General features: G+C 54.3%; 7 protein-coding genes. All 7 read right to left on the bottom strand.

Annotation, left to right across the window (positions count from 1 at the left end; translation table 11 throughout):
* Positions 1-63 precede the first annotated feature (63 nt).
* Entirely contained in the window at positions 64-1,536 is a 1,473-nt protein-coding gene (locus tag MHI45_RS01710) for an amidase family protein (protein WP_076110848.1), read from the bottom strand.
* A 23-nt stretch (positions 1,537-1,559) separates the two neighbouring features.
* The gene (locus tag MHI45_RS01705; RefSeq protein ID WP_076110849.1) at positions 1,560-2,315 is read right to left on the bottom strand and encodes a GNAT family N-acetyltransferase; all 756 of its coding nucleotides are present in this window, start codon (positions 2,313-2,315) and stop codon (positions 1,560-1,562) included.
* An 81-nt stretch (positions 2,316-2,396) separates the two neighbouring features.
* The gene (locus MHI45_RS01700; protein ID WP_076110850.1) at positions 2,397-3,155 is read right to left on the bottom strand and encodes a VOC family protein; all 759 of its coding nucleotides are present in this window, start codon (positions 3,153-3,155) and stop codon (positions 2,397-2,399) included.
* Entirely contained in the window at positions 3,152-4,036 is an 885-nt protein-coding gene (locus MHI45_RS01695) for a stalk domain-containing protein (RefSeq protein ID WP_076110851.1), read from the bottom strand. The genes MHI45_RS01700 and MHI45_RS01695 overlap by 4 nt, the downstream gene beginning before the upstream one ends.
* A gap of 28 nt (positions 4,037-4,064) precedes the next feature.
* Positions 4,065-10,685: a non-ribosomal peptide synthetase gene (locus MHI45_RS01690; protein ID WP_076110852.1), complete on the bottom strand. Its 6,621-nt coding sequence runs from the start codon at positions 10,683-10,685 to the stop codon at positions 4,065-4,067.
* 25 nt (positions 10,686-10,710) lie between these two features.
* Positions 10,711-17,286: a non-ribosomal peptide synthetase gene (locus tag MHI45_RS01685; protein WP_076110853.1), complete on the bottom strand. Its 6,576-nt coding sequence runs from the start codon at positions 17,284-17,286 to the stop codon at positions 10,711-10,713.
* On the bottom strand, positions 17,286-20,441 hold the full coding sequence (locus tag MHI45_RS01680) for a type I polyketide synthase (protein WP_076110854.1): 3,156 nt from the start codon (positions 20,439-20,441) through the stop codon (positions 17,286-17,288). The genes MHI45_RS01685 and MHI45_RS01680 overlap by 1 nt, the downstream gene beginning before the upstream one ends.
* Positions 20,442-20,446 lie beyond the last annotated feature (5 nt).

Here is a 20,446-nt window from a genome sequence, read left to right as displayed (position 1 = left end):
TAAACTATTGAAGATGAAAATAATATTTATCGTGATTTTGAAAATGTAAGGTGAGTAGTGCAGTTATGAATAGCCAGGAGGAATTTGAAATCCCTCTGTCAATGACTCGCATATTTCGGCAAAGTCAATGGTGATATGATCCTTGAAATGCCCACTGATAATCTGGATTCCACAAGGTAATTCATCGTTAGAGCGGTTCAGCGGCAAAATTGTGGCAGGCAGCCCAAAGACAGTCGCGAGGATATTCCAGATTAAATGCTCGTTATATCCAGTTGCCCGTCCATTCACTTCCAGAATCCTTCTAGTTACCGCCTGCTGCATGTGGGGAATTGCCAATACCGGACTGATGGGAAGCAGCAGAACATCATATTCCTGAAGTAAGGAAGTGATCACACGGTTATATTCCTGACGCAGGCGGTCCGTTTCCTCTTGTTCCCCCTCACTCTGATTCATTGCCCGGTAATAGTCCTCTAGCCCTTCAGGAAAAGCCTTCGTCACCAAACGGGATGCCCGCAGGCCAAGGGAGGCCAGACTTGCAGTCAGACGCTGCCTTGAATTGAATGAGGTGCCGACAAGCCGTCCAGACAGCTTCATAGCCAGGTCGAACAACTTGTCCATTTGGATCTCAGGAGGCATTCCGTGGTGAACCTCCACCCCCTCCATCCTTGATAAACCTGCGGTAAAATCAGCATATCTGCGTTTAATACGTTCATCTATTTCATGCTCAGGAGCTTCAAACCAGGTCAGGACTTTAATCTTCGCTTGCTCCTTTAATGTGTTAGTGCGGAAATCAGGAGGGACAGGCACATCTACCCAGGGATCATACAGCACATCCATCATCAGCCGCAGATCCTTGGCGCTTCGGGCCAGCGGGCCAGCCGCCGACAAATCGGGTTCGCTTGGATCACCGGGAGGATTGCCGGGAACATGTCCTCTAAGCGACAGCATTCCAAGACTGCAGCGATGGGCATATACACCGGTATAATGCGCAGGAATCCGCAGGCAGCCGATCAGATCGCTGCCGAATTCCACAGGCGTGCAATCAGACGCCAAAGCGGCCGCACTGCCGCCAGATGAACCCCCTGGTGTCAAGTTTGTGTTCCATGGGTTGTTGGTCGTGCCGTATAGATCATTATAAGTCTGCCAGTCTGCAGTCATCACCGGTACGTTGGTTTTCCCCATAACGATCGCTCCGGCCTGAATCAATCGTTGCACCGTGGCCGCATGTTCTGTAGCAATGTTATGTTTTAAATGCGGGGCTCCAGAGGTTGTAAGCATCCCGCTGACATTAAATGACTCCTTGACCGTAAGCGGCAGACCATGCAGTGGCCCGTACCTCCGGCCTTCTTTTCTGTCCCGGTCGGCCTGATCCGCCTGGGCGTAGGCAGTTTCCCGCTGCTGCTGCACCACGGCATTGAGCCCTTCATTCACAAGGTCCATCCGGCCATAATAGTGATCCAGCAGTTGCCTGGAATTCACCTCACCCTGTTCAAGCAGCCGGATCACATCGGAAGCGGTAAGATAAGTTAAATTCAAGTTTCTTCCTCCCTGTATCCTTACTATTTGGCGATGTCGAGCAGTTTCGCGAACTTGCCCGGACTCATAATCTCGTGAGTGATGAACGTACCATTAAGAAACAGACTGAAGGTTGTCCAGACCGAAGGGGCGGCCTGGGCTTCCTCCCGGGTAGTCAGGAGATGAGCCGTAAACGGGACACCCCTCTCCTTCGCCACTGACCGCAAATCCTCCAAAACGCCAACGGCAAAAGGACATTGTGCTGTGTAATAGATACAAATCCCGTCGCCCGTGGCTGGCGCAGACTTCACGGAATGTGCAAAAGACGGGTGCTTCCCCTCATCGTTCCATTTGAGTACTGCCAACTCGAAATAAGGATCTGCTTCATCGGTGATTTGAAATCCCATATGCTCAAAAAAACGTTTATCGCTCAAATAAGGCATTTTCTTCTTGCTGACAATATGTACAATGCCATCCATGCCCAAGGCTTGGGCATCTGCCTTGCACTTATCCAGAAGCTGTTTGGAATGACCATTGTCCTTGTGTCTTCCAGATACCCACAGGCAGTTAATGTACATATAGTTAGGGGCATTAAGCGGGATCCAAGCCTTCTCGGCAGGCAAATATTCAATAAAAACCTTGGCCCGGTCATTCAGCCGGTACAAAACCAGCCCTTCCTCCATCCGTTCGCTCAGCCATTGCTTTTTGTCCCGGACCGCCTGCTCATATTGCTTCGCGCCCAGGGCGCAGCAGATATGTTCTTGTTTGATGTTTTCTTTGGTAATTTGCAAGTAGGTCATTGTGTCACTACCTCACTATTCTTTTTGAAATATCCGGGATAACCAAACGGTTGTTTAGGACTATCCCGGTAGAATTTGTGTCTAGAACCTGTGCTGGATCGAAAAGAAAGCTCCCTGCGGGTCTTGCAAAGTGGAACATGTCCCGCCACCCGGCACAGGCATTGGGGAGATTACCACAGCAGCTCCCAAGGCTACCGCTTGCTGAGAGACCTTCTCGCATCCGGAAACCTTGAAATATAATCCCCAGCCGCTGCTCATGTTCGCCATGTCCTGGGGAATTGCCTTCATGCCGGCTACATAGTCTGCTCCAACTTTGAACTGGAGATAACGGCCTGACGGAGTAGGCACTTCTTCCATTGACCACCCCAGTAGTTCAGTATAAAAATGAGCGGCGGCGTTCAGATCAGTTGTATACAGCTCATGCCAGTCGATAGAGTACGGTTCGTGCTGAACGCCCGATCCCAGATGCTCTGCCGCTTCCCATAAGGCCACCATCGCTCCGGTAGGATCACGGAATGCACACATAGCGCCCTTGTCCGCTATGCGTCTTGGAGCAATGAGCATTTCCGCTCCCAGTGACTGGGCCCGTTCAGCTGAGAACTCCACGTCCTGAACAGCAATGTAACAGCCCCAGAAAGAGGCCAGCTTAGGATCACCTAAGGAATACATGGCAGCCACATCTCGTTCGTCCGATTGGAATACCGTGTAGCTTCGCCCATCTTCCATAGTTGTCGTTTGCGTACTCCAAGGAAATAATGCGGTATAAAATGCAGCAGATGCTGCCGGATCACCGCTGCCCAGCTCGGCCCAGCAAAACGTACCTTCGTTATAATGCTTCATAGGTCTTTGAACCGGAGCTGAATTTCGGTAACCTGTTTACGGTAATCCTTCAGATCCTCATGCACATATACTTCCCGCGACGGTGATGTAAGCTGGACTCCTGTATTTTTAGCATATAAGTCCATTTGCGCCCAGACGTCACCCAGCGTATCCGGCGTTCCCTGGTGAACCACAGACAGGAAATAACCGCCTTCCAGCGTTTTGGTAACTATTGGAATCTTCTGGCCCTTGTATTCTATAGACTCGCCTTCCACAGCCTTGCTGACCGGAATGCAAATCTCTGTGTCATGTCCTAGTTCATAATTCTGCTCATAATACAAACTCATGCCTTGACCATTGATTACATCTTTCACTTTGCTGTCAAGCAGGGTAAAGACCTTGGTAATTTCCTCATATTGGCCGCGGTAACGGATGCTTGCAACCTGAATTGGGAAAATGTACTTTTTAACAACGGTGAACTCTGGTTTCAGATCCACTGCGGTTTTCGCCGGATTCCAGGCTGTTACAAGCCCAATCGCCTCCAGCGCCTCCAGTGGAACGAGGATGGCGGACTGGTGCTGTCTAGGGGCTGTATGAAGAGTAATGGTCTGCTCGTTGACCTTCATTTGCTTGCTGCCGATAACCAGTATTGCCGTCCGGGCAAATGTTGACAGGGTAAGCTTCTTTTCTTTGGCAGCCCATTGCAAATCTGCGCCCAGTTCTTCGGAGACAGGCCGGATCGGTACGAGCCAGGACTTGCCCTCCTGAACCGGTGAGGCCCCTGTAAAGGTAATCGGTGTTCCATTCCACGAGATCTTGACCGCTGGAGCGGCTGCCGATAAGGCAGTGCCACTCGGACAGGCCAGCAGCGCAATAAATAATAGCAGCATAAATTTCTTCATGTTCTGTTCCCTCCTGAATTTTGGTTGTTTATCGGCCTTGCCGCTGTTTGCCGGCTAACTGGGCCAGGGAACTGCGCCGGGAATCAGCCCGTTCACGCTCCAGGGGCAAGCCATTCTGCGGCGGTAAATCTGCCGCATCTTCCAGCAGAAATTCACAGAGATCTTTAATCGTCGGATACCTGAATAGTTCGATCATGGTCAGCCTGCTTCCATAATCCTCCTGTAATTCGCGGAAGAGCGCAACCATACTGATCGAATCACCACCAAGATCGAAGAAGTTATCTTGCAGGCCAATATCCTGGCGGTTCAGAACTTTGCGCCAGGCATCCGCAATCTGCTGCAGCAACGGAGCGGATCCAGAGGGGAGTTCGCCTGTCGTCATAGCGGCCGCTTCATCGGTTTCCGGGAGCTGCGGTGCCAGAAGCGCAAGCGCTTTGCGGTCTACTTTGCCATTGGCTGTCAGCGGGAAATTCTCCAGCTCCAGTATAGCGGACGGCACCATGTATGAAGGCAATTTCTCTTTTAAATAAACGGTTAGGGCTTTGCCGATGTCCGGTTTGCTCTCCTTGGTTGTGGTTTTGTTGGAAGAATAGAGGTTCATCTCTTCCACCTGTCCAGACAGAGTCATCTGCTCAGGCGTAATCCCGCCTCCAAGCAGGCAATGCAGATATACATCGTTACTACGCAGCCGGAACATTGGGCGGATGTGTTCGAAGCCCAGAGTACCCATTTGAATTAAGCCAATTCCGTGTTCAGGACCTTTATCTTCCAAGAGCTGCGAGATGATCCCGGCTTCCATCATCGAATAGCCCAGGCCATCCTTCTGTCCATACATAGGGACGATTGCATCCATGCAGCCGATCAGGAAAATCTGGAAGGCCGAAGCTTCAAAAACTTCACGGTTCCCCGGTGCATGAATGGCAGCATCCATCCTTGGATGTTCTTCGAGCAGTACAAGCTGATGCTCCTTGCGGTTGTAATAATACAGCCCGCCAGGCAGATCCTCTACCGCTCCAGGCTTCAGATGGAAGTAGACCTGGACTGGATACAGCCCGCCTGCAGAACCATATTGGAACTTGGGAAAAGGAAGACCATCGAAAGTCCTTTGTGACAAAGCGGACGTAAATGCCCCGAATTGCTGCTGGGAAATCGGTTCCTTCACAAAGCTGCGGTAGCTGCGCCGCCGCAAGAATGGATCGTTGCCTTCCGCTGCATCGCCCAGACTGTAGCTTTTACCGGATAAATTATTTCGCAATGCGGGTTCATTCAGCTTGAACAACATCCGGTCCACTGCCCCCGTAATCAATTCCTGCCCGGCCATCCCCGCGACACCGTAAGCCTGTTCACGGTCCACGGTCACATAGGCGGACAGCCGTTTGCGTTCGCCTTCCCCTTGGCTGATTACGGTAGCCTCCTTGATATACGGATGGGATTTCAGGGCAGCTTCGATCTCGCCTAGCTCAATGCGATGCCCGCGTACCTTAATCTGCAAATCCTCCCGGCCCAGGAATTCTATATTTCCGTCCTCCGCATATCTCCCGAGATCGCCGGTGCGGTAGAGCCGCTGGCCGGTCAGAGGATGACGGATGAATCGTTCCAGGGTTCGCAGTTCATCCTGCCAGTAGCCCATAGCGAGGCCTTCCCCCCCAATATACAATTCCCCGCATACGCCTATAGGGCACTCCTCCATCCGTTCATTCAGCACGTATACCCGTTGATTGGCGAGTGAACGTCCGTAAGGAATGCTGGTCCAGCCAGGCAACACCTCCTGAACCGTGTAAGCAATCGACCAGATGGCTGCTTCGGTGGCACCGCCTAATGAGACCACCTCAAGCCCTGGCTTCAACCGGCTGATTGCTTGAGGCAAGCCCAACGGTATCCAGTCACCGCTAAGCAGAGCCAGACGCAGCGAGCTGCAGACTGGCGAATTCGTATCTTTGACCAGTTCCGTAAGCATGCTGAGGAGTGCAGGAACTGTATTCCAGAGGGTTACGCCTGTCCGGTTCATCAGCTCCAGCCAATGTGCAGGGTCCCGGAGATGATCCTTGTCTGGCAGAACGAGTGTGCCTCCTGCAGAGAGCATGCCGAAGATATCAAACACGGACAGGTCAAAGTTCAGCGCAGACAAGCCGAACATGACATCATGCGGTCCAACTTTATAAGTGTGAAGAATATCTTCAGTGGTATTGAGAACAGAGCGGTGATTGACCATGACACCTTTGGGAACGCCCGTGCTCCCTGAAGTGAACATAATATACGCCAGGCGGTCCGCTGCCTCCGGGTCCTCTGCTCCGTATTTGCCGTCCGGCTTGCACTGTCCGTTAAGAACAACGGGCATAAGCTGCGGCCAATCGGAGTGATCCAAATCGGGCTGAATGACGGCATTTGCGACTTGTCCAAGCCGCAGAAGCTCAGCTATCCGGGCTTGGGGAAGCGAGGCATCCACGGGCAGATACGCGCAGCCAGCCTTGAGAATCCCAAGAACGGCAGCAATCTGCTCCCAGCCCTTGTGCATCACAACGGCCACCGGTTCGCCCGGACGGGTTCCATTTAGGATAAGCTGACCAGCAACGTAATCGGCGTAGTCATTCAATTCGGAATAACTAAGCTGCCCTCCAGGGGAGATAAGTGCCACTGCGGACGGTCGTTGCCGTACATTGTTGTGGTAACGCTCCAGCAGTGATCCAGGTGACGGATTAGGCAGTAGTGGCCGGGTATGGAATGTTGCAACCTCATGAAGACGTTCGCGGTGCGGCATCCTGCGCGAAAGCTCCATACTCAGGGGCAGTGGTTCATCCCAGACTTGTGCATCCTTAGCCAGCATGTCCAGCAGCTCGCAATACGCAGCGAACATCTCGTCCAGCATGCCGGCCGGGAACAGTTCATCTACAGAGTCCCAATTGAAATGCAGTTCCCCATCCCGTTCCAGCACCTGGTGATCCAGCCACACCTGAGGAGTCTGCGAGACACTGTAGCGATCCTCCTGCAAGGCCTGTGCGGGCTGGCCTTCGGGCGCAGCTTGTTCCGTCTGATTCAGAATGCTCGTGAAGATTACGGGTACAATCGCCTTCGATGGCTCTTTGTATTTGGCCAGCAGCTCCCTTGTCACCCGCACACCGCTGAAATAGCGGTGATCCATATCCTCAAGCAGCCTGCGCTGATGGCGCTGGGCCCGGCTGATGAAGGCACCCGGTTCGCGGTTGTCAATTTCCAGCAGAGTCAGGGAGGTGAAGTCCCCAATGACTTCGCCCACTTCGGGATGGATCGGCAGACGGTTGAATAAGGTCAGATTAAGGGCGAAATGCGCCTTACGGCTCCATAACGTCAGCACCTCCGAAAAAGCAGACAGTAAAGCCACCGTTGAGGTAATGCCATAACCTTCTGCTCTCTTTTTGAGCTGCTTCCAGTGTGGGGCGGAAATGACATGCTGCCGCCGTCTGAATTCCGGCTTCAGCACTTGGGACGGTTCCTTCACCAGTTCAAACTGCGGTCCCATTGGCAGGGAGTCCAGCCGGCCCTTCCAGTACGTTTCGGAGCGGCGGAATAATTCGCTTTTTTCAATCTCTGCAGTAGCCAGCACATAATCGCGGAAGGACAAGGTCAGCGGCTCAAAGACATGGGCTGGATTCAGATAAAGTACAGAGAGCTCGCGCAGCAGCAGCTCCAGGCTCCAGGCATCAGCGATTAGCAGATCGACGCTGATATGCAGCCGGACCCGGCCTTCTGGCAGCCGCGTCGCGCGGACATCAAACAACGGCCACTGGCAGCAATCCAGCACCTGGTGCGACATCTCTTCACGAATGGACCGCACATGGGCGCTTCGCTCCTCTTCCCCAAAAGAGGTGATGTCATAGGAACGGATTATATAGCTGGGAACTTGAGGCAGAATCTGCTGCTGCCCATCCGGAAGAATCACTGAGCGAAGCATGTCATGACGGTCAATCAGCGCTTGGAACGCCTGCTGGAACGTGCTTAGATTAAGGTCAGCGACATCATTTTCAAAATACATATGGGTCGATACATTTCCAAGCTCTAGGCCCTCCGAACGGCCGATCCAGTAGGCCTTTTGCACATCGGTCAGTGGAAAGGGATCATACCGCTCCGCCAAGGCAATCTGCACCTCGGGAAGATCAGTATACGCACTGATGCCTTGCCCGGCTTGCTCCGCTGCCAATGCAGCCAGATCGTCCACAGTAGGATGATCGAAAAATTGCTGGAGCGTAATTTCCGTTCGGAAGGTCTTGTTCATCACAAACAAAATTTGGGTCGCCAGCAGGGAATGCCCGCCCAGCTCGAAGAAGGTCTCCTGTCCATCCGCGATCTCGAGCCCAAGGCTCTGCTCCCAGATTTCTTCGACTTTCTGATGATAATAGTTATTGTCTGCCGTTCTGTTCCCTTGGCGGCTGTCACTCTCAACAGCTGCTGTGACACGTCCGCTGGAAGGGCCAATCCAGAATACATCTCGTTCAAAAGGATAGGTTGGGAGTTCCAGCTTGCGTCTGCGTTCTCCTTCGTAATACAGCGCCCAATCCAGTTCAGCGCCTGCCAGCCATAATCGGGCGATTTCACTTTGCAGCCAATATAGTCCGGGTGCTTGGCCTGCCGCTGCAATCTGCCCGTCGGATTGGCTGGGCTTGCCCAGGTTCAGGACATAGACCTGCTCTACCTGCACAGGCGCATGACCTGAATTATGATCCTTGTCGTCGCTGTAGAGCTGTTGTAAAGCATCCTCCAAGGCGCATTCGCCCTTCAACACCAGTCTGACCCAGTTGCCTATACCTGTACCAACGATGGAAGAGGCTTGGATGCCCCAGCCAAGGAACAGGCGGCTAAGCGCCAATTGCAACGCAAACGACAGCATTCTCCCGGTAGCGGAAGAAGCTTCAGGTGCAAGGGCGGACCGAACATAATGTCTCAGGTCGAGTGGATACGAGCGGCGGATTTGGTCGGACAGCTCACTAATCAACTGCTGAAATGACGTATTTGATTCGTATAAATCGCGAGCCTCATCTGCAGAGAGCACACAGCTTTGGGAGAAGCTTAAACAAACTACCAGCTTGCCCTCCGCTGCAGAGCCCTGACGTGTAGTACCCGTTACACTCGCAGCCCTTAGCTGCTCCAGCAGATCGGTGCGCCCGCGAAAAACAATAGCTTTTGAAACGGCAAATACCGCCCGTCCTGTCTTAAGGGTATAAGCCACGTCGCTTAGATTAAGCTGCGGGTGTATTTCTATATGGGCCGCCATATTGGCGCACATCCGCTCCAGCGCACTTGCTGTCTTGGCCGACAGGACCAGAAGCTCGCAGCGGTTCTCCGCATCCCCTTCCGCCTGAACCGGTGCTTCCGTAAGCACCAAATGGGCATTGATTCCACCTAGTCCAAAGGAGCTGACTCCGGCATACCGCCCATGTGCCCCGGCATCCCAGTCAGCAAGCATATCATTCACGTAGAAGGGGCTACTATACTCTTCAAGCTTGGGATTCGGTGTCTCAAAATGAAGGCTTGCCGGAATTTTCCGGTGCTTGAGCGCCAAGGCTGTTTTGATCAGACCGGCTGCCCCAGAAGCCATCTCGACATGGCCGATGTTGGTTTTGGCTGAACCAATTGCACAAAAACGGTTGGAGTGCGCCGCTGCAAACGCTCTGCTTAGCGCCTCAAGCTCAATATCATCTCCAAGCGGCGTGCCGCTGCCGTGAGCTTCAATGTAGCTGATTGCATCCGGCTGGACTTGGGCGATGCTCATGGCTTCAGCAATGACCGCCGCCTGGCCATCTACACCGGGAGCAGCGTAGCCGATCCGGTTAGCGCCGTCGCTGTTAATTGCCGAACCTTTGATTACGGCCTGGATCATATCTCCGTCCCGGAGTGCATCTTCAAGCCTTTTCAAGACGACGATTCCCAGGCCATTGCTGTATACAGTCCCCGTAGCCTCTGCGTCAAAAGCGCGAATCATCCCATCTGCTGCGGTCAGCCCTCCTTGGCGATGCAGATAGCCCGGAACTTGCGGGAATTTGAGCGTCACGCCCCCTGCCAGTGCAAGGTCGCATTGTCCGCTGAGCAGACTTTCACAGGCCAGATGCGTTGCTACGAGAGAAGTCGAACAAGAAGTTTGTACGGCAACGACAGGTCCGCAAATATTTAGGCGATAAGCAATTTGGGCGGTCATATGGTCCTTGTCATTGGCGATCATAAGCTGCAAATCACTGACGGATTCGTTCCGGTCCCTGTCCGCAAGCAAGTGGTTAATCAGGTAAGTACTGGTGCTGACTCCCGCGAACAAACCAATCAGTCCGGGATAATTCAGCGGGTTATACCCTGCCTTCTCCAGTACCTCCCAGGCGCTCTCCATAAAAAGCCGATGCTGCGGATCGGTGATTTCGGCTTCCCTGCTGGTCAGCTTGAAGAAGGCAGCATCAAATTTCTCAGTGTCCTTCAATGAAGTATTCACCGGAATCAGACCTTCGCTCCCCAAGCGGTTCAGGGGTTCTATGCCTGGTCCTGCCGGTGCGGGGCTTAGCTGAAGCGCATCCGTCCCACTAGCTAGAAGCTCCCAATACTGCTCCACGGTATCCACCCCGGGGAACCGGCACACCATGCTGACGATGGCGATATCATTGCTTATATCCTGCTCCGACTGTTCCTTGCTCACTGTGTTTCCTCCCTTATGTTCAAAATCATCTGCGGCGCGTCTGTCTTGCTTGAAACCGTCTGTCCGCGCGGTCCACCGCTTTTTGCTCCATACCTGTAGGGGACTTGTCCACTGAAGCACTTCCGAAAAATTCAACCAGCGCTGCGACGGAGGTATGCCTGAACAGCTCGATGATAGGAATCTCGCGGTTCAGCATCTCCTGCAGCTTCAATTGCATTTGAACCAGCTTGAGCGAATTGCCGCCAAGGTCGAAAAAATGCTCATCCCTGCCGATATGCAGACGGTTCAGCAGTTCCTTCCAAATGGAGATAATACCTTCTTCCAGTACGGATTGCGTCGGTCCCGCTGCGGGTTCAATCGTCTCAGGCAGAATGGCCAGGAGTGCTTTGCGGTCAGTTTTGCCGTTGGGAGTCAAAGGGAAATCTTCGAGAATGCTTATGCTGTAAGGAACCATGTAGCCTGGAAGCCGGGAGCGCAGATGGGAACGCAGTGCAGCCGGGTCCGGCAAGGGTTGCCGTTCCGAACCGAGAACCACAAAGGCGCGCAGACGTCTCGCGTCCTCCTCTCCATCAGCAAGCACAGTAGCCTCTTGAACGCCGGGACAGGTCTTCAGGGTGCTTTCGATTTCGCTTAACTCAATGCGGTAGCCGCTGATTTTGACCTGGAGGTCGTCGCGTCCAAGGAATTCAATGACCCCGTCTGATCCATAGCGGCCCCAATCCCCCGTCCGGTAGAGGCGTTCTCCGGTGATAGGCGACATGACAAAGCGTTCAGCAGAGCGGATCTCATCCCGCCAGTAGCCGCTGGCAACACCCAGACCGCCAATATATAACTCTCCCGGCACCGATACTGGACATTCTTCCATCCGTGCATTCAGCACATATACACGCTGGCCGGACATGGATAGACCATAGGGAATGTTGGTCCAAGCCGGATCGACAATGTGAACCGGGAACTGAATCGACCAGATCGCTGCTTCGGTTGCCCCGCCAAGCGCAATAATCTCGGCCTGAGCACTCAGGCGGCGAATAGCTCCCGGAAGAGTGGAAGGAATCCAATCTCCGCTCAGCAGGCACAGTCTGAGGGAATTCAGCCGTACTTCAAATGCGGCATACATCAATAGCATGTTCATGAAGGCGGGAACGCTGTTCCAGACCGTAACCCGGTGCTTCTGCATCAGCTCCAGCCAGTGTGCTGGATCGCGCAGCCGATGCGGCTCTGGCAGCACAAGTGTGCCTCCTGCCGCCAAGCAGCCGAAGATGTCGAATACGGACAAATCGAAGCTCAGCGAAGAAAGGCCAAGCACGACATCCTGCGGGTTCAGCCCCTGGCTGCGGTTAATATCGGTCAACGTATTAACCGCGGCTATATGGCTGATCATCACCCCTTTAGGCGTTCCTGTACTGCCGGAAGTGAATAAAACGTAGGCCAGTTGCTCGCCTATTCCGTCCGCATTGCCTCCATATTCCGGCGTCTCTTCGTTTCCGGTATTTTCGCTGACCTCTATGGTCTTAATACCGGTAGTGGCCCAATCACCTACAGGGACAGAGGACTGGACCAGTACCATTTGAACCTGTCCGAGCTCCAGCAGCTCTCCAATACGGTAGGCAGGCAGACCTGCATCTACCGGCATGTAGGCCGCTCCGGCCTTTAAGATTCCTAGGACCGCCGCCACCTGCTCCCAGCCTTTTTCCATCACTACGGCAACCAATGTCTCCGGCTGTATGCCATACGCCACCAACTGATGCGCTATAGCATTGGCTTTGCGGTTCAACTCTCCGTAAGAGAACGTATATCCGCCTACAATCAGGGCCGGAGCATTGGGCTGAGTGCGGGCCATCCGCTGAAATCCATGATGCAGGGCAATGTCATGCGTCTCCTGTTTGTGTTGGTGCCGTGTGTCAATTTCCGCCAGTCTAAGGCGGTGTGCGAATCCGGTTGAACCCGAATCGGCCAGCGGCAGGGCCTGCTCCCAGGCCTCTTCTTCTTCTGCCAAACGGCGCAGCAAGCTTCCATAGATGGCAAACATCTCATCCAGCACTCCCGGCGGGAACTTGCTCAGGGCCGCGTCCCAGTTGTAGTGAAGCTCGCCGTCCCTTTCAGCTACCTGGTGATCCAGCCATACCTGAGGTGTCTCCGACAGACTGCGTGCTTCCGTCTCGGATTCATTCCTCCGCTGGAAGATCTGATCAAATCCGGCTGTCGTCCTCTCCCTGTCAGACAAATCCAGCAGGCTTGTGAACACCACCGGAACCGGTTCACTCAGAATGCTGTGGGCCATAAGCTGTTCTGTCACACGGATGCCACTGTAAAGGCGGTGATCGAGATCGGTCCACAGACGTTTCTGGAGCTGTTCAGCCCTGCTGCCAAAAGGAAGAGGGTCACGGTAATCGACCTCCAACAGGCTGATGGTTGTGAAATCGCCAACCAAATGTTCCATTTGCGGATGCAGCGGGAGACGGTTAAACAGCGTTAGATTCAATAAGAAATAGGGCTGCTTGGCATACAGCGCAAGTACTTCCGCATAACAGGCGAGCAGCAATGCGGAGGAGGTTAACCCCCGTCTGCGTGCCGCCGCTGACAGTTTTGACCAGAGACTGGCCGGCAGAACGGCCTTCCAGCGCTTAAATTCCTGCCGCTTCAAGCCTTGAGAAACCGCAACAGGCAACTGCGGACCGGCCGGGAGGCGGGGAAGTCGCTCTTGCCAATAGGTCTGCGCCATACTATAACGGTCTACAGAGGTTACGGACAGCAAGGACAGCACATAATCACGAAAAGTTGCTTCCAGTGGTGGCAATTGGGCTGTTCCGGCATACAGCGTAGCCAGTTCCTCCAGAATAATCCGAAAACTCAGCGCATCGGCGATCATAAGGTCAAAGCTAATATGCAGCCGGGTCAGTCCTTCGGGCAGCCGGGTCGCTTTAATGGCGAACATTGGCCAGCTGCCGGTATGAATGGTCTCCGACATCACTTGACGAATGTCGTCCAGCCGTGAGACTCTCTCCGCTTCGGAGCAGCCGCTTGCGTCTGCCATTCTCACCGGGTAAGGCGGGACCTCTTCCAGAATCTGCTGCATGCCGTCCGGCATGACCATTGCCCGCAGCATAGGATGCCGCTTTACAAGCGTCTGGAAGCACTGTTCGAAACGTTCAATATCAAGACCCGCAAACTCCATCTCCTGATAGACATGAGTGGCGGCACTGCCTGTCCGTCTTCCGCTCCAATAGGCCATCTGTACTTCGGTCAAAGGAAAAGGTTCAAAGGCTTCTTGCGGTGACACTGTAAATTCGGGTAAGTCCACTCTGGCTGAACTTCCCGTCTCTGACAAAGGTGTCACCACAGCCGCATCCAGTTCAGTTGCCATGTTGGCAATGGTGGAGGCGATAAGCAGTTGGCGGAGCGTCAGCTCCACCTGCATCCTGGAGCGGATTTCAGTCAGCAGCTTGACAGCCAACAAAGAATTACCGCCCAAATCAAAAAAATGATCGTGTATTCCGACGCTGGTCAGGTTCAGCACCTCCCCCCATACCTCGGCGAGCCGGATCTCAGTTGTGCTTCGCGGCGCTGTGTAACTGCGGGTTAACACCGCCTTGTCCAGTGGCAGCCGTGCAAGGGATTGCCGGTCTACCTTGCGGTTTGGTGTCAAAGGCAGCTCAGCAAGCTTAATGAAACGTGCCGGGATCATATAACTGGGAAGCACCTCGCGGAGTGTTTCCTTCCATTCTGTTTCGTCAGGAATGGTCTCCTTGTCAGAGGCTGAAGGGGACGGCACCCAATACGCAGCCAGCAGGTGTTCTCCCTGTCCGTCGTCGCAAGCGACTACGGCGCTTGCCGCAATCTCTGGCTGAAGGTTCAACTGCTGTTCAATCTCAGAAGGCTCGATGCGGAAGCCCCGCAGCTTGAGCTGCTGGTCTTTACGGCCGAGATAGACCATTTCTCCTCCAGGCAGCAGCCGGACCCGGTCCCCCGTATTGAATAGCCGCCCTCCCGCCTGGTCCAGCGGGTTCATGATGAACTTCTGCGCGGTCAGCTCCGGCAGACGGTGATAGCCGTCCGTTACGCCGTCACCTCCGATGTACAGTGTGCCTTCGGCTCCGAATGGCACAAGAGTCAGCGCTTCATCCAGGACTAAGCAGGTTGTACGTCCGATCGGTCTGCCAATCGGGACTTTGTGCAGGAGGTCATCCGGCGTAAGCTTGTGGGCCAGAGACCATACCGCCGTTTCGGTGGGACCGTACAGATTCCATACCGCTTTACCCCGGTGCAACAATTGTGCAGCAAGCTCCGGCTTCAGTTCCTCACCACCGCAGAGTACAGTCATGTGCTCTGAACCCTTCCAGCCCTCTGCCAGCAGCAGCCGCCACAATACCGGTGTTGCCTGCATAAAGGTCGGCTTATAACGATTTATATTCTCCATTAGCAGTCCTGGATCGCTGCTGCTTCCCTCCTGTGGGAAGATCACCGTTGCCCCTGCGGATAATGGCAAAAACAGTTCGAGCAAGAAAATATCAAACGAGCATGTCGTGACAGACAATAGCGAATCCTCGGATGTCACATGCAGCAGATCCTGCATGGCATAGAGGAAATGGACCGCATTCCGGTGAGTCACGGCTACCCCTTTGGGCTGGCCTGTACTCCCGGAGGTATAAATCATATAAGCGTGATGCGGTCTTTCAGATGCCTTGGAGTCAGATAGAGCACGATTAGTCTGCCAACACGTGCTGCCTGGGCTGATGTCGCAGCAGCGATGGTTGCCGAACCGCTCGGCTTCCGCAGGATGATCTACCAGAATGCAGTCCAGTTCGGCGTGGCCCGCGATGTATTGCAGCCGCTGCTCTGGAAAGGCCGGGTCGAGCGGAACATAAGCGCTGCCGCTGATCAGAATGCCCAGGATGCCTGCCGCCAGCTCGAACGAAGGACGGGCACAGATGCCAACGCGGTGGCCCGGCCCTGCGCCGACTGAGAACTGCAAATAGGCTGCTAACCGCTCTGCCGCCCCATATAATTCGGCATAAGTATAGGAACGAGGGCCGCATACAATTGCCACGGCTGACGGATTGGCTGCGGCTTGCCGCTCCACCAGTGAATACAGTGTCGATCGCTCCGGGTAAACAACACCCGGGCCGATGCCTGCCTTTTGCAGCTCCGCTTCTTCAAACGGGGAAATCAATGGAAGCTGCGGGAGCGTCTGCTGCGTTTTCGCCGGCAAATTCCCAAGCATCCAGACATAGTTGGCGAGCAGACCTTCTGCTATTCTTTTGTCATAGAGATCGGTGTTGTATTCCAGCATTACATCCAAATGGTGGAGATGTTCGATAACTTCCAGTGTGATATCGAATTTAGCAGACGGCTGAGTCCACTTCTGCGGCGTGCAGACAGCACCGTCCAGTTGATCCAATGACATGCCGCCTTGCTGAAAGATAAAAAAGAGCTGGAATAAAGGCGAATATGCCATGTCCCGGGGCGGATTCAATGCATCCAGTACATGCTCGAACGGGATTTCCTGAGCTTTCAGGGCTCCAAGCACTGTCTGCATGGTCAGTTGTAGGACCTCTGTGAAGCTGCCTGCTTCGCGGATATCCGTTCTTAACACCACATTGTTCACGAAGCAGCCCAGCATTTCTTCGGTTTCTTCCCGGCATCTTCCCGCCGTCGGAGTGCCGACCACAACATCTCCCCTGCCGGTATATCTGTACAACAGCACGTTGAAGGCAGCCAGTACAGTCATGAAGAGTGAGGCGCCTGCAGACCTTGCGAGAACTCTGAGCGCTTCAAGCTCCTCCGCTTCGATCCGCAGCGTGCAGCTATCTCCGCCCGAGGTCAGCAATCGCGGGCGCGGGCGTTGGGAAGGAATTGTATAGAAAGGATCTGCGCCCCGCAGCTGCTCCTTCCAGTAATGCAGACCTTCCGTCAGCATCTCTGCCTGCATCCATTCTCTCTGCCAGCAGGCATAATCGGCATAGTCGTATTCACGCTGATTATGCGGTGGGCTTTGACCTTTGCATAATACGTTATAGAGCTGCACCCATTCTTCTGTAAGCAATCTAAGCGACCAGCCATCGGCAACAATATGATGAATGACGAACACAAGCATGTGGTCATCCTCTGCCAGCTCGTACAATCCGGCGCGCAGCAATGGCGGCTTGCCGAGATCAAACGGCTGCGTAAGCAGCGGCTGAGCCGCTTGTTCGACCTGGCGCAGCCGCTCCGCTTCTGATGCTCCTGTGACCTTGACCTGCAGCAGCGGAATGTCGCTGTCAGCGGCGATGTGCTGCTGCGGCTTCCCCTCTGTGGCGGTGAATGAGGTCCGGAAGCTCTCGTGACCGGCCGCCAGCAGGCGCAGGCTGGCTTCCAAATGCCCCTTCTTAAGAGCGCCGGTAATTCGGATTGCCTGATGCAGATGATAACTGGAGGCGGTGCCGCCGAGCTGTTCCATCAGCCATAAACGCTCCTGGCTGTAGGACAACGGTAATCCATTGCCATCGCGTGTTTGTTTTTCCAATGGAATTTGCAGCACGGGAATGCCGCGTTCACGCATTTGCAGCCGGAACCATTGTTTTTGCTCTGGCGACAATGAGGATAAGGCTACTTGTTCGGCCATTACCCCTTCCCTCCGCTCGGTTTGAGTTTGTCATCTGCAAGGCTGCTGGCGATTTCGCCACTGCTCATAGCAGCTATTTCCTGGAACAAACTTACAATGGATTGCTCTTTGCGGGTCCCTCCGGAGGTGTTCTCCAGCACTTGAGTCATTCCGCTTACGGTCGGGTGCAGAAAGATGTTCTCGATGGACAGTTGTACGCCCATAGCTTGCCGAATCCGGTCAAGTACCTGGGTGGCCAGCAGCGAATGACCTCCCAGTTCGAAAAAGTTATCATCTGCACCCACCGGTTGAATATGAAGCTCCCGTTCCAAAATCTCCACAAGCTGTTGCTCAATGCTCCCCTCCGGCGCACGGTACGCTGCCGTTACCTTTGGTCGGGCATGGCGTGATCCGGTTTGACGTTGCTCGGGAATGGAACTGAACGGTACGGATATCCCGGATGCTTGTGTCCCTGACGTAACCGTAACCGAGGCATTTGAGCCGGACGGGGCAGCTTCGGGATATACCCAGTAGCTCTGCCGGGAGAACGCATACGTTGGCAGCGGAACCCGTCGGCGCGTTTCATTTCCGAAATAAAGCCCCCAGTCCAGATCTGCACCACATACCCATAGGTTGGCTATAGCCTGTGCCAGCACCCGCGTGTCCTCGTCCTGTCCGTGGACAGAACGCAAGGCGGGCACCCACACACTGTCTTCAGCCGCCTCCGGGTTCTGCCGCCCCAGCCCACATAATGTGGAGCCTGGTCCTAATTCCACAAACAACCGGTTTCCTTCGCGCAGCAGGGCCCCAAGTCCATCCATAAAGACAACCGGTTCGAGAATATGCCGGGTCCAGTAGTCGGGATCGATAGCTTCCTCAGCCTTCAGCCAGGTACCGGTAAGACAGGACATTATTGGAACAGAGGGTTCCTTTAACTCCACCTGCATCAATAACTCACGGTAAGCGGCGGCCATCGGCTGCATCAGCGGCGAATGGAAGGCGTGAGAGGTGGATAGTTTTTTATTAAAAACCCCTTCTTCCGTCAGCCGCTGCTCCAGTCCGGCAATGGCGGCTTCTTCTCCCGATAACACGCATAGACCTGGGCTGTTGACCGCTGCCAGCGTAATTCTCTCTTGTAGATATCCGTTTACAGCCTCACGGCTGAGCCCAACTGCCAGCATCGCTCCTCTTTCGGTCCGGGACATCCACTCTGCCCTGCGGCAGACCAGCATAACGGCATCTTCGAGACGGAACACACCTGCGATTGCGGCTGCGGCGTATTCTCCCAGACTATGGCCGATCATGGCCTGTGGGCGAAGTCCCCGGCTGATCAGGAGCTGGGTCATAGCATACTCAACAGCAAATAACAGCGGCTGGGTGAGCGCGGTCTCGTTCACGTCCAGTGTTAGCTGGTGATTCTTAACGGATTGCATCAATAGCTTGATATCCATCCCCGTCAGGCTTTGGATCTGCACTGCGCAGCGGTCGTAATACTCGCGAAATACCGGTTCAGCAGCATATAGGCCTGCCGCCATCCCCATATATTGCGAGCCTTGCCCCGTGAACATAAACACCAGAGGACGGTTCCTGGACGGACTTTCTCCCTGGTATACCGCTTGCGGGTCGGCCGCTTCCATTGCCAGGACAGCTTCTTCCTGCGTGGAGCAGACCACAGCCGCCCTGATCCCAAAAGCCTGCCGGCCAACCGACAGTGTATATGCTACATCCGCTAATTTCGTCTGCGTCTCTTCGCGTAAATAGTGTTGCAGCCGGGACAGATTACCAGCCAGGGAGGTCTCGGATTTCGCCGATACTGGAAGAATACGCCACTCTAGAGCGGCTGGTGCACTGTACATTCGTGGACCCTCTTCAAGGACCACGTGGGCATTGGTGCCGCCCATACCGAGCGAGTTCACTCCGGCGCGGCGCGGGTAGGCTTGCTCTGGCCAATCCGTAAGCCCTGTATTTACGAAAAAAGGACTGCCGTCAAAGTCAATCGCCGGATTAGGGCGCTCATAATTCAGCGTCGGCGGAATTTGCTTGTGGTGCAGCATGAGCGTCGCTTTGATGAATCCGGCAATGCCGGCGGCAGAATCGAGATGCCCTATGTTCGTCTTGACCGAACCGATCGGGCAATACCCGCGCTGATTCGTGCCAAGGCGGAACGCTTGGGTCAACGCCTCTATTTCAATCGGATCTCCCATTCGGGTGCCGGTGCCATGCGCTTCAACGTAACCGATCGTCTGCGGGTGAACCTCTGCCAGCGCCTGGGCCGAAGCGATGACTTCGGATTGTGCGCCTACGCTTGGCGCGGTATAGCTGATTTTATCCGCTCCGTCATTGTTGACGGCAAACCCCTTGATGACAGACCAGATATGATCCTTGTCGCGGATCGCTTCATCCAGCCGTTTCAGCACGACAAGACCGTAACCATTGCCCGGAACAAATCCGCTGCTGTTCTCGTCAAAAGCGCGGCAGTGTCCATCCGCCGACATAATTCCTCCAGGCTCAAACAGGTAGCCTGCACGTTCAGGCGGGCCAACCGTGATGCCACCAGCCAGCGCCATGTCACATTGATAGGTCAACAGGCTCTGTGCTGCCATGCAGACGGAGACCAGAGAGGTGGACGACGAGGACTGCACCGCCATAGACGGGCCTTTGAGGTTCAGGCGATAGGAGATCGTTGTAGTCATACTGTCCTTGTCATTGCCGATGGCTGCCTGCAAATTGCCGGTGGCCAGCATTTTTTGAATATGAGGATAGAGGTTCAGGAACAGATATGAGCTCATGCTTTTTCCGGCAAAAACGCCTACGGAGCCTCCGCATTCCGAGGATTGGTAGCCAGCATGCTCCAACGCTTCCCACGCACATTCGAGCATCATCCGATGTTGGGGGTCCATAAGCTCCGCATCCTTGGGATTGATCCCGAAAAAAGCGGCATCGAATGCATCGAGCTGGCCGATTTCCCCTTTGGCCCGGACATAATTTGGCTGACTCAGTATTCCGGGGTCAATGCCTGCCTCCTCCAGTTCCCGGCTGGAGTAATGGGAAATACACTCTTTTCCCTCGGTCAGATTCCGCCAGAAGGCCTCCAGGTTCTCGGACTGAGGGAACCTTCCCGCCATGCCGATGACCGCAATTTCATTTCCGTTATAAGGATACTCAGGATGACTCATAGCAT

The sequence above is a fragment of the Paenibacillus sp. FSL H3-0321 genome (assembly GCF_038002865.1).
Classification (GTDB): domain Bacteria; phylum Bacillota; class Bacilli; order Paenibacillales; family Paenibacillaceae; genus Paenibacillus_AQ.
The sequence above is the reverse complement of the archived record's forward strand: the minus strand, read 5'-3'. Positions and strand labels throughout refer to the sequence as shown.

Excerpts from the sequence above, each read along its gene's own strand:
- MHI45_RS01705 (WP_076110849.1), bottom strand. The coding sequence starts at position 2,315 with ATGACCTACTTGCAAATTACCAAAGAAAACATCAAACAAGAACATATC.
- MHI45_RS01700 (WP_076110850.1), bottom strand. The coding sequence starts at position 3,155 with ATGAAGCATTATAACGAAGGTACGTTTTGCTGGGCCGAGCTGGGCAGC.
- MHI45_RS01695 (WP_076110851.1), bottom strand. The coding sequence starts at position 4,036 with ATGAAGAAATTTATGCTGCTATTATTTATTGCGCTGCTGGCCTGTCCG.
- MHI45_RS01685 (WP_076110853.1), bottom strand. The coding sequence starts at position 17,286 with ATGGCCGAACAAGTAGCCTTATCCTCATTGTCGCCAGAGCAAAAACAA.
- MHI45_RS01680 (WP_076110854.1), bottom strand. The coding sequence starts at position 20,441 with ATGAGTCATCCTGAGTATCCTTATAACGGAAATGAAATTGCGGTCATC.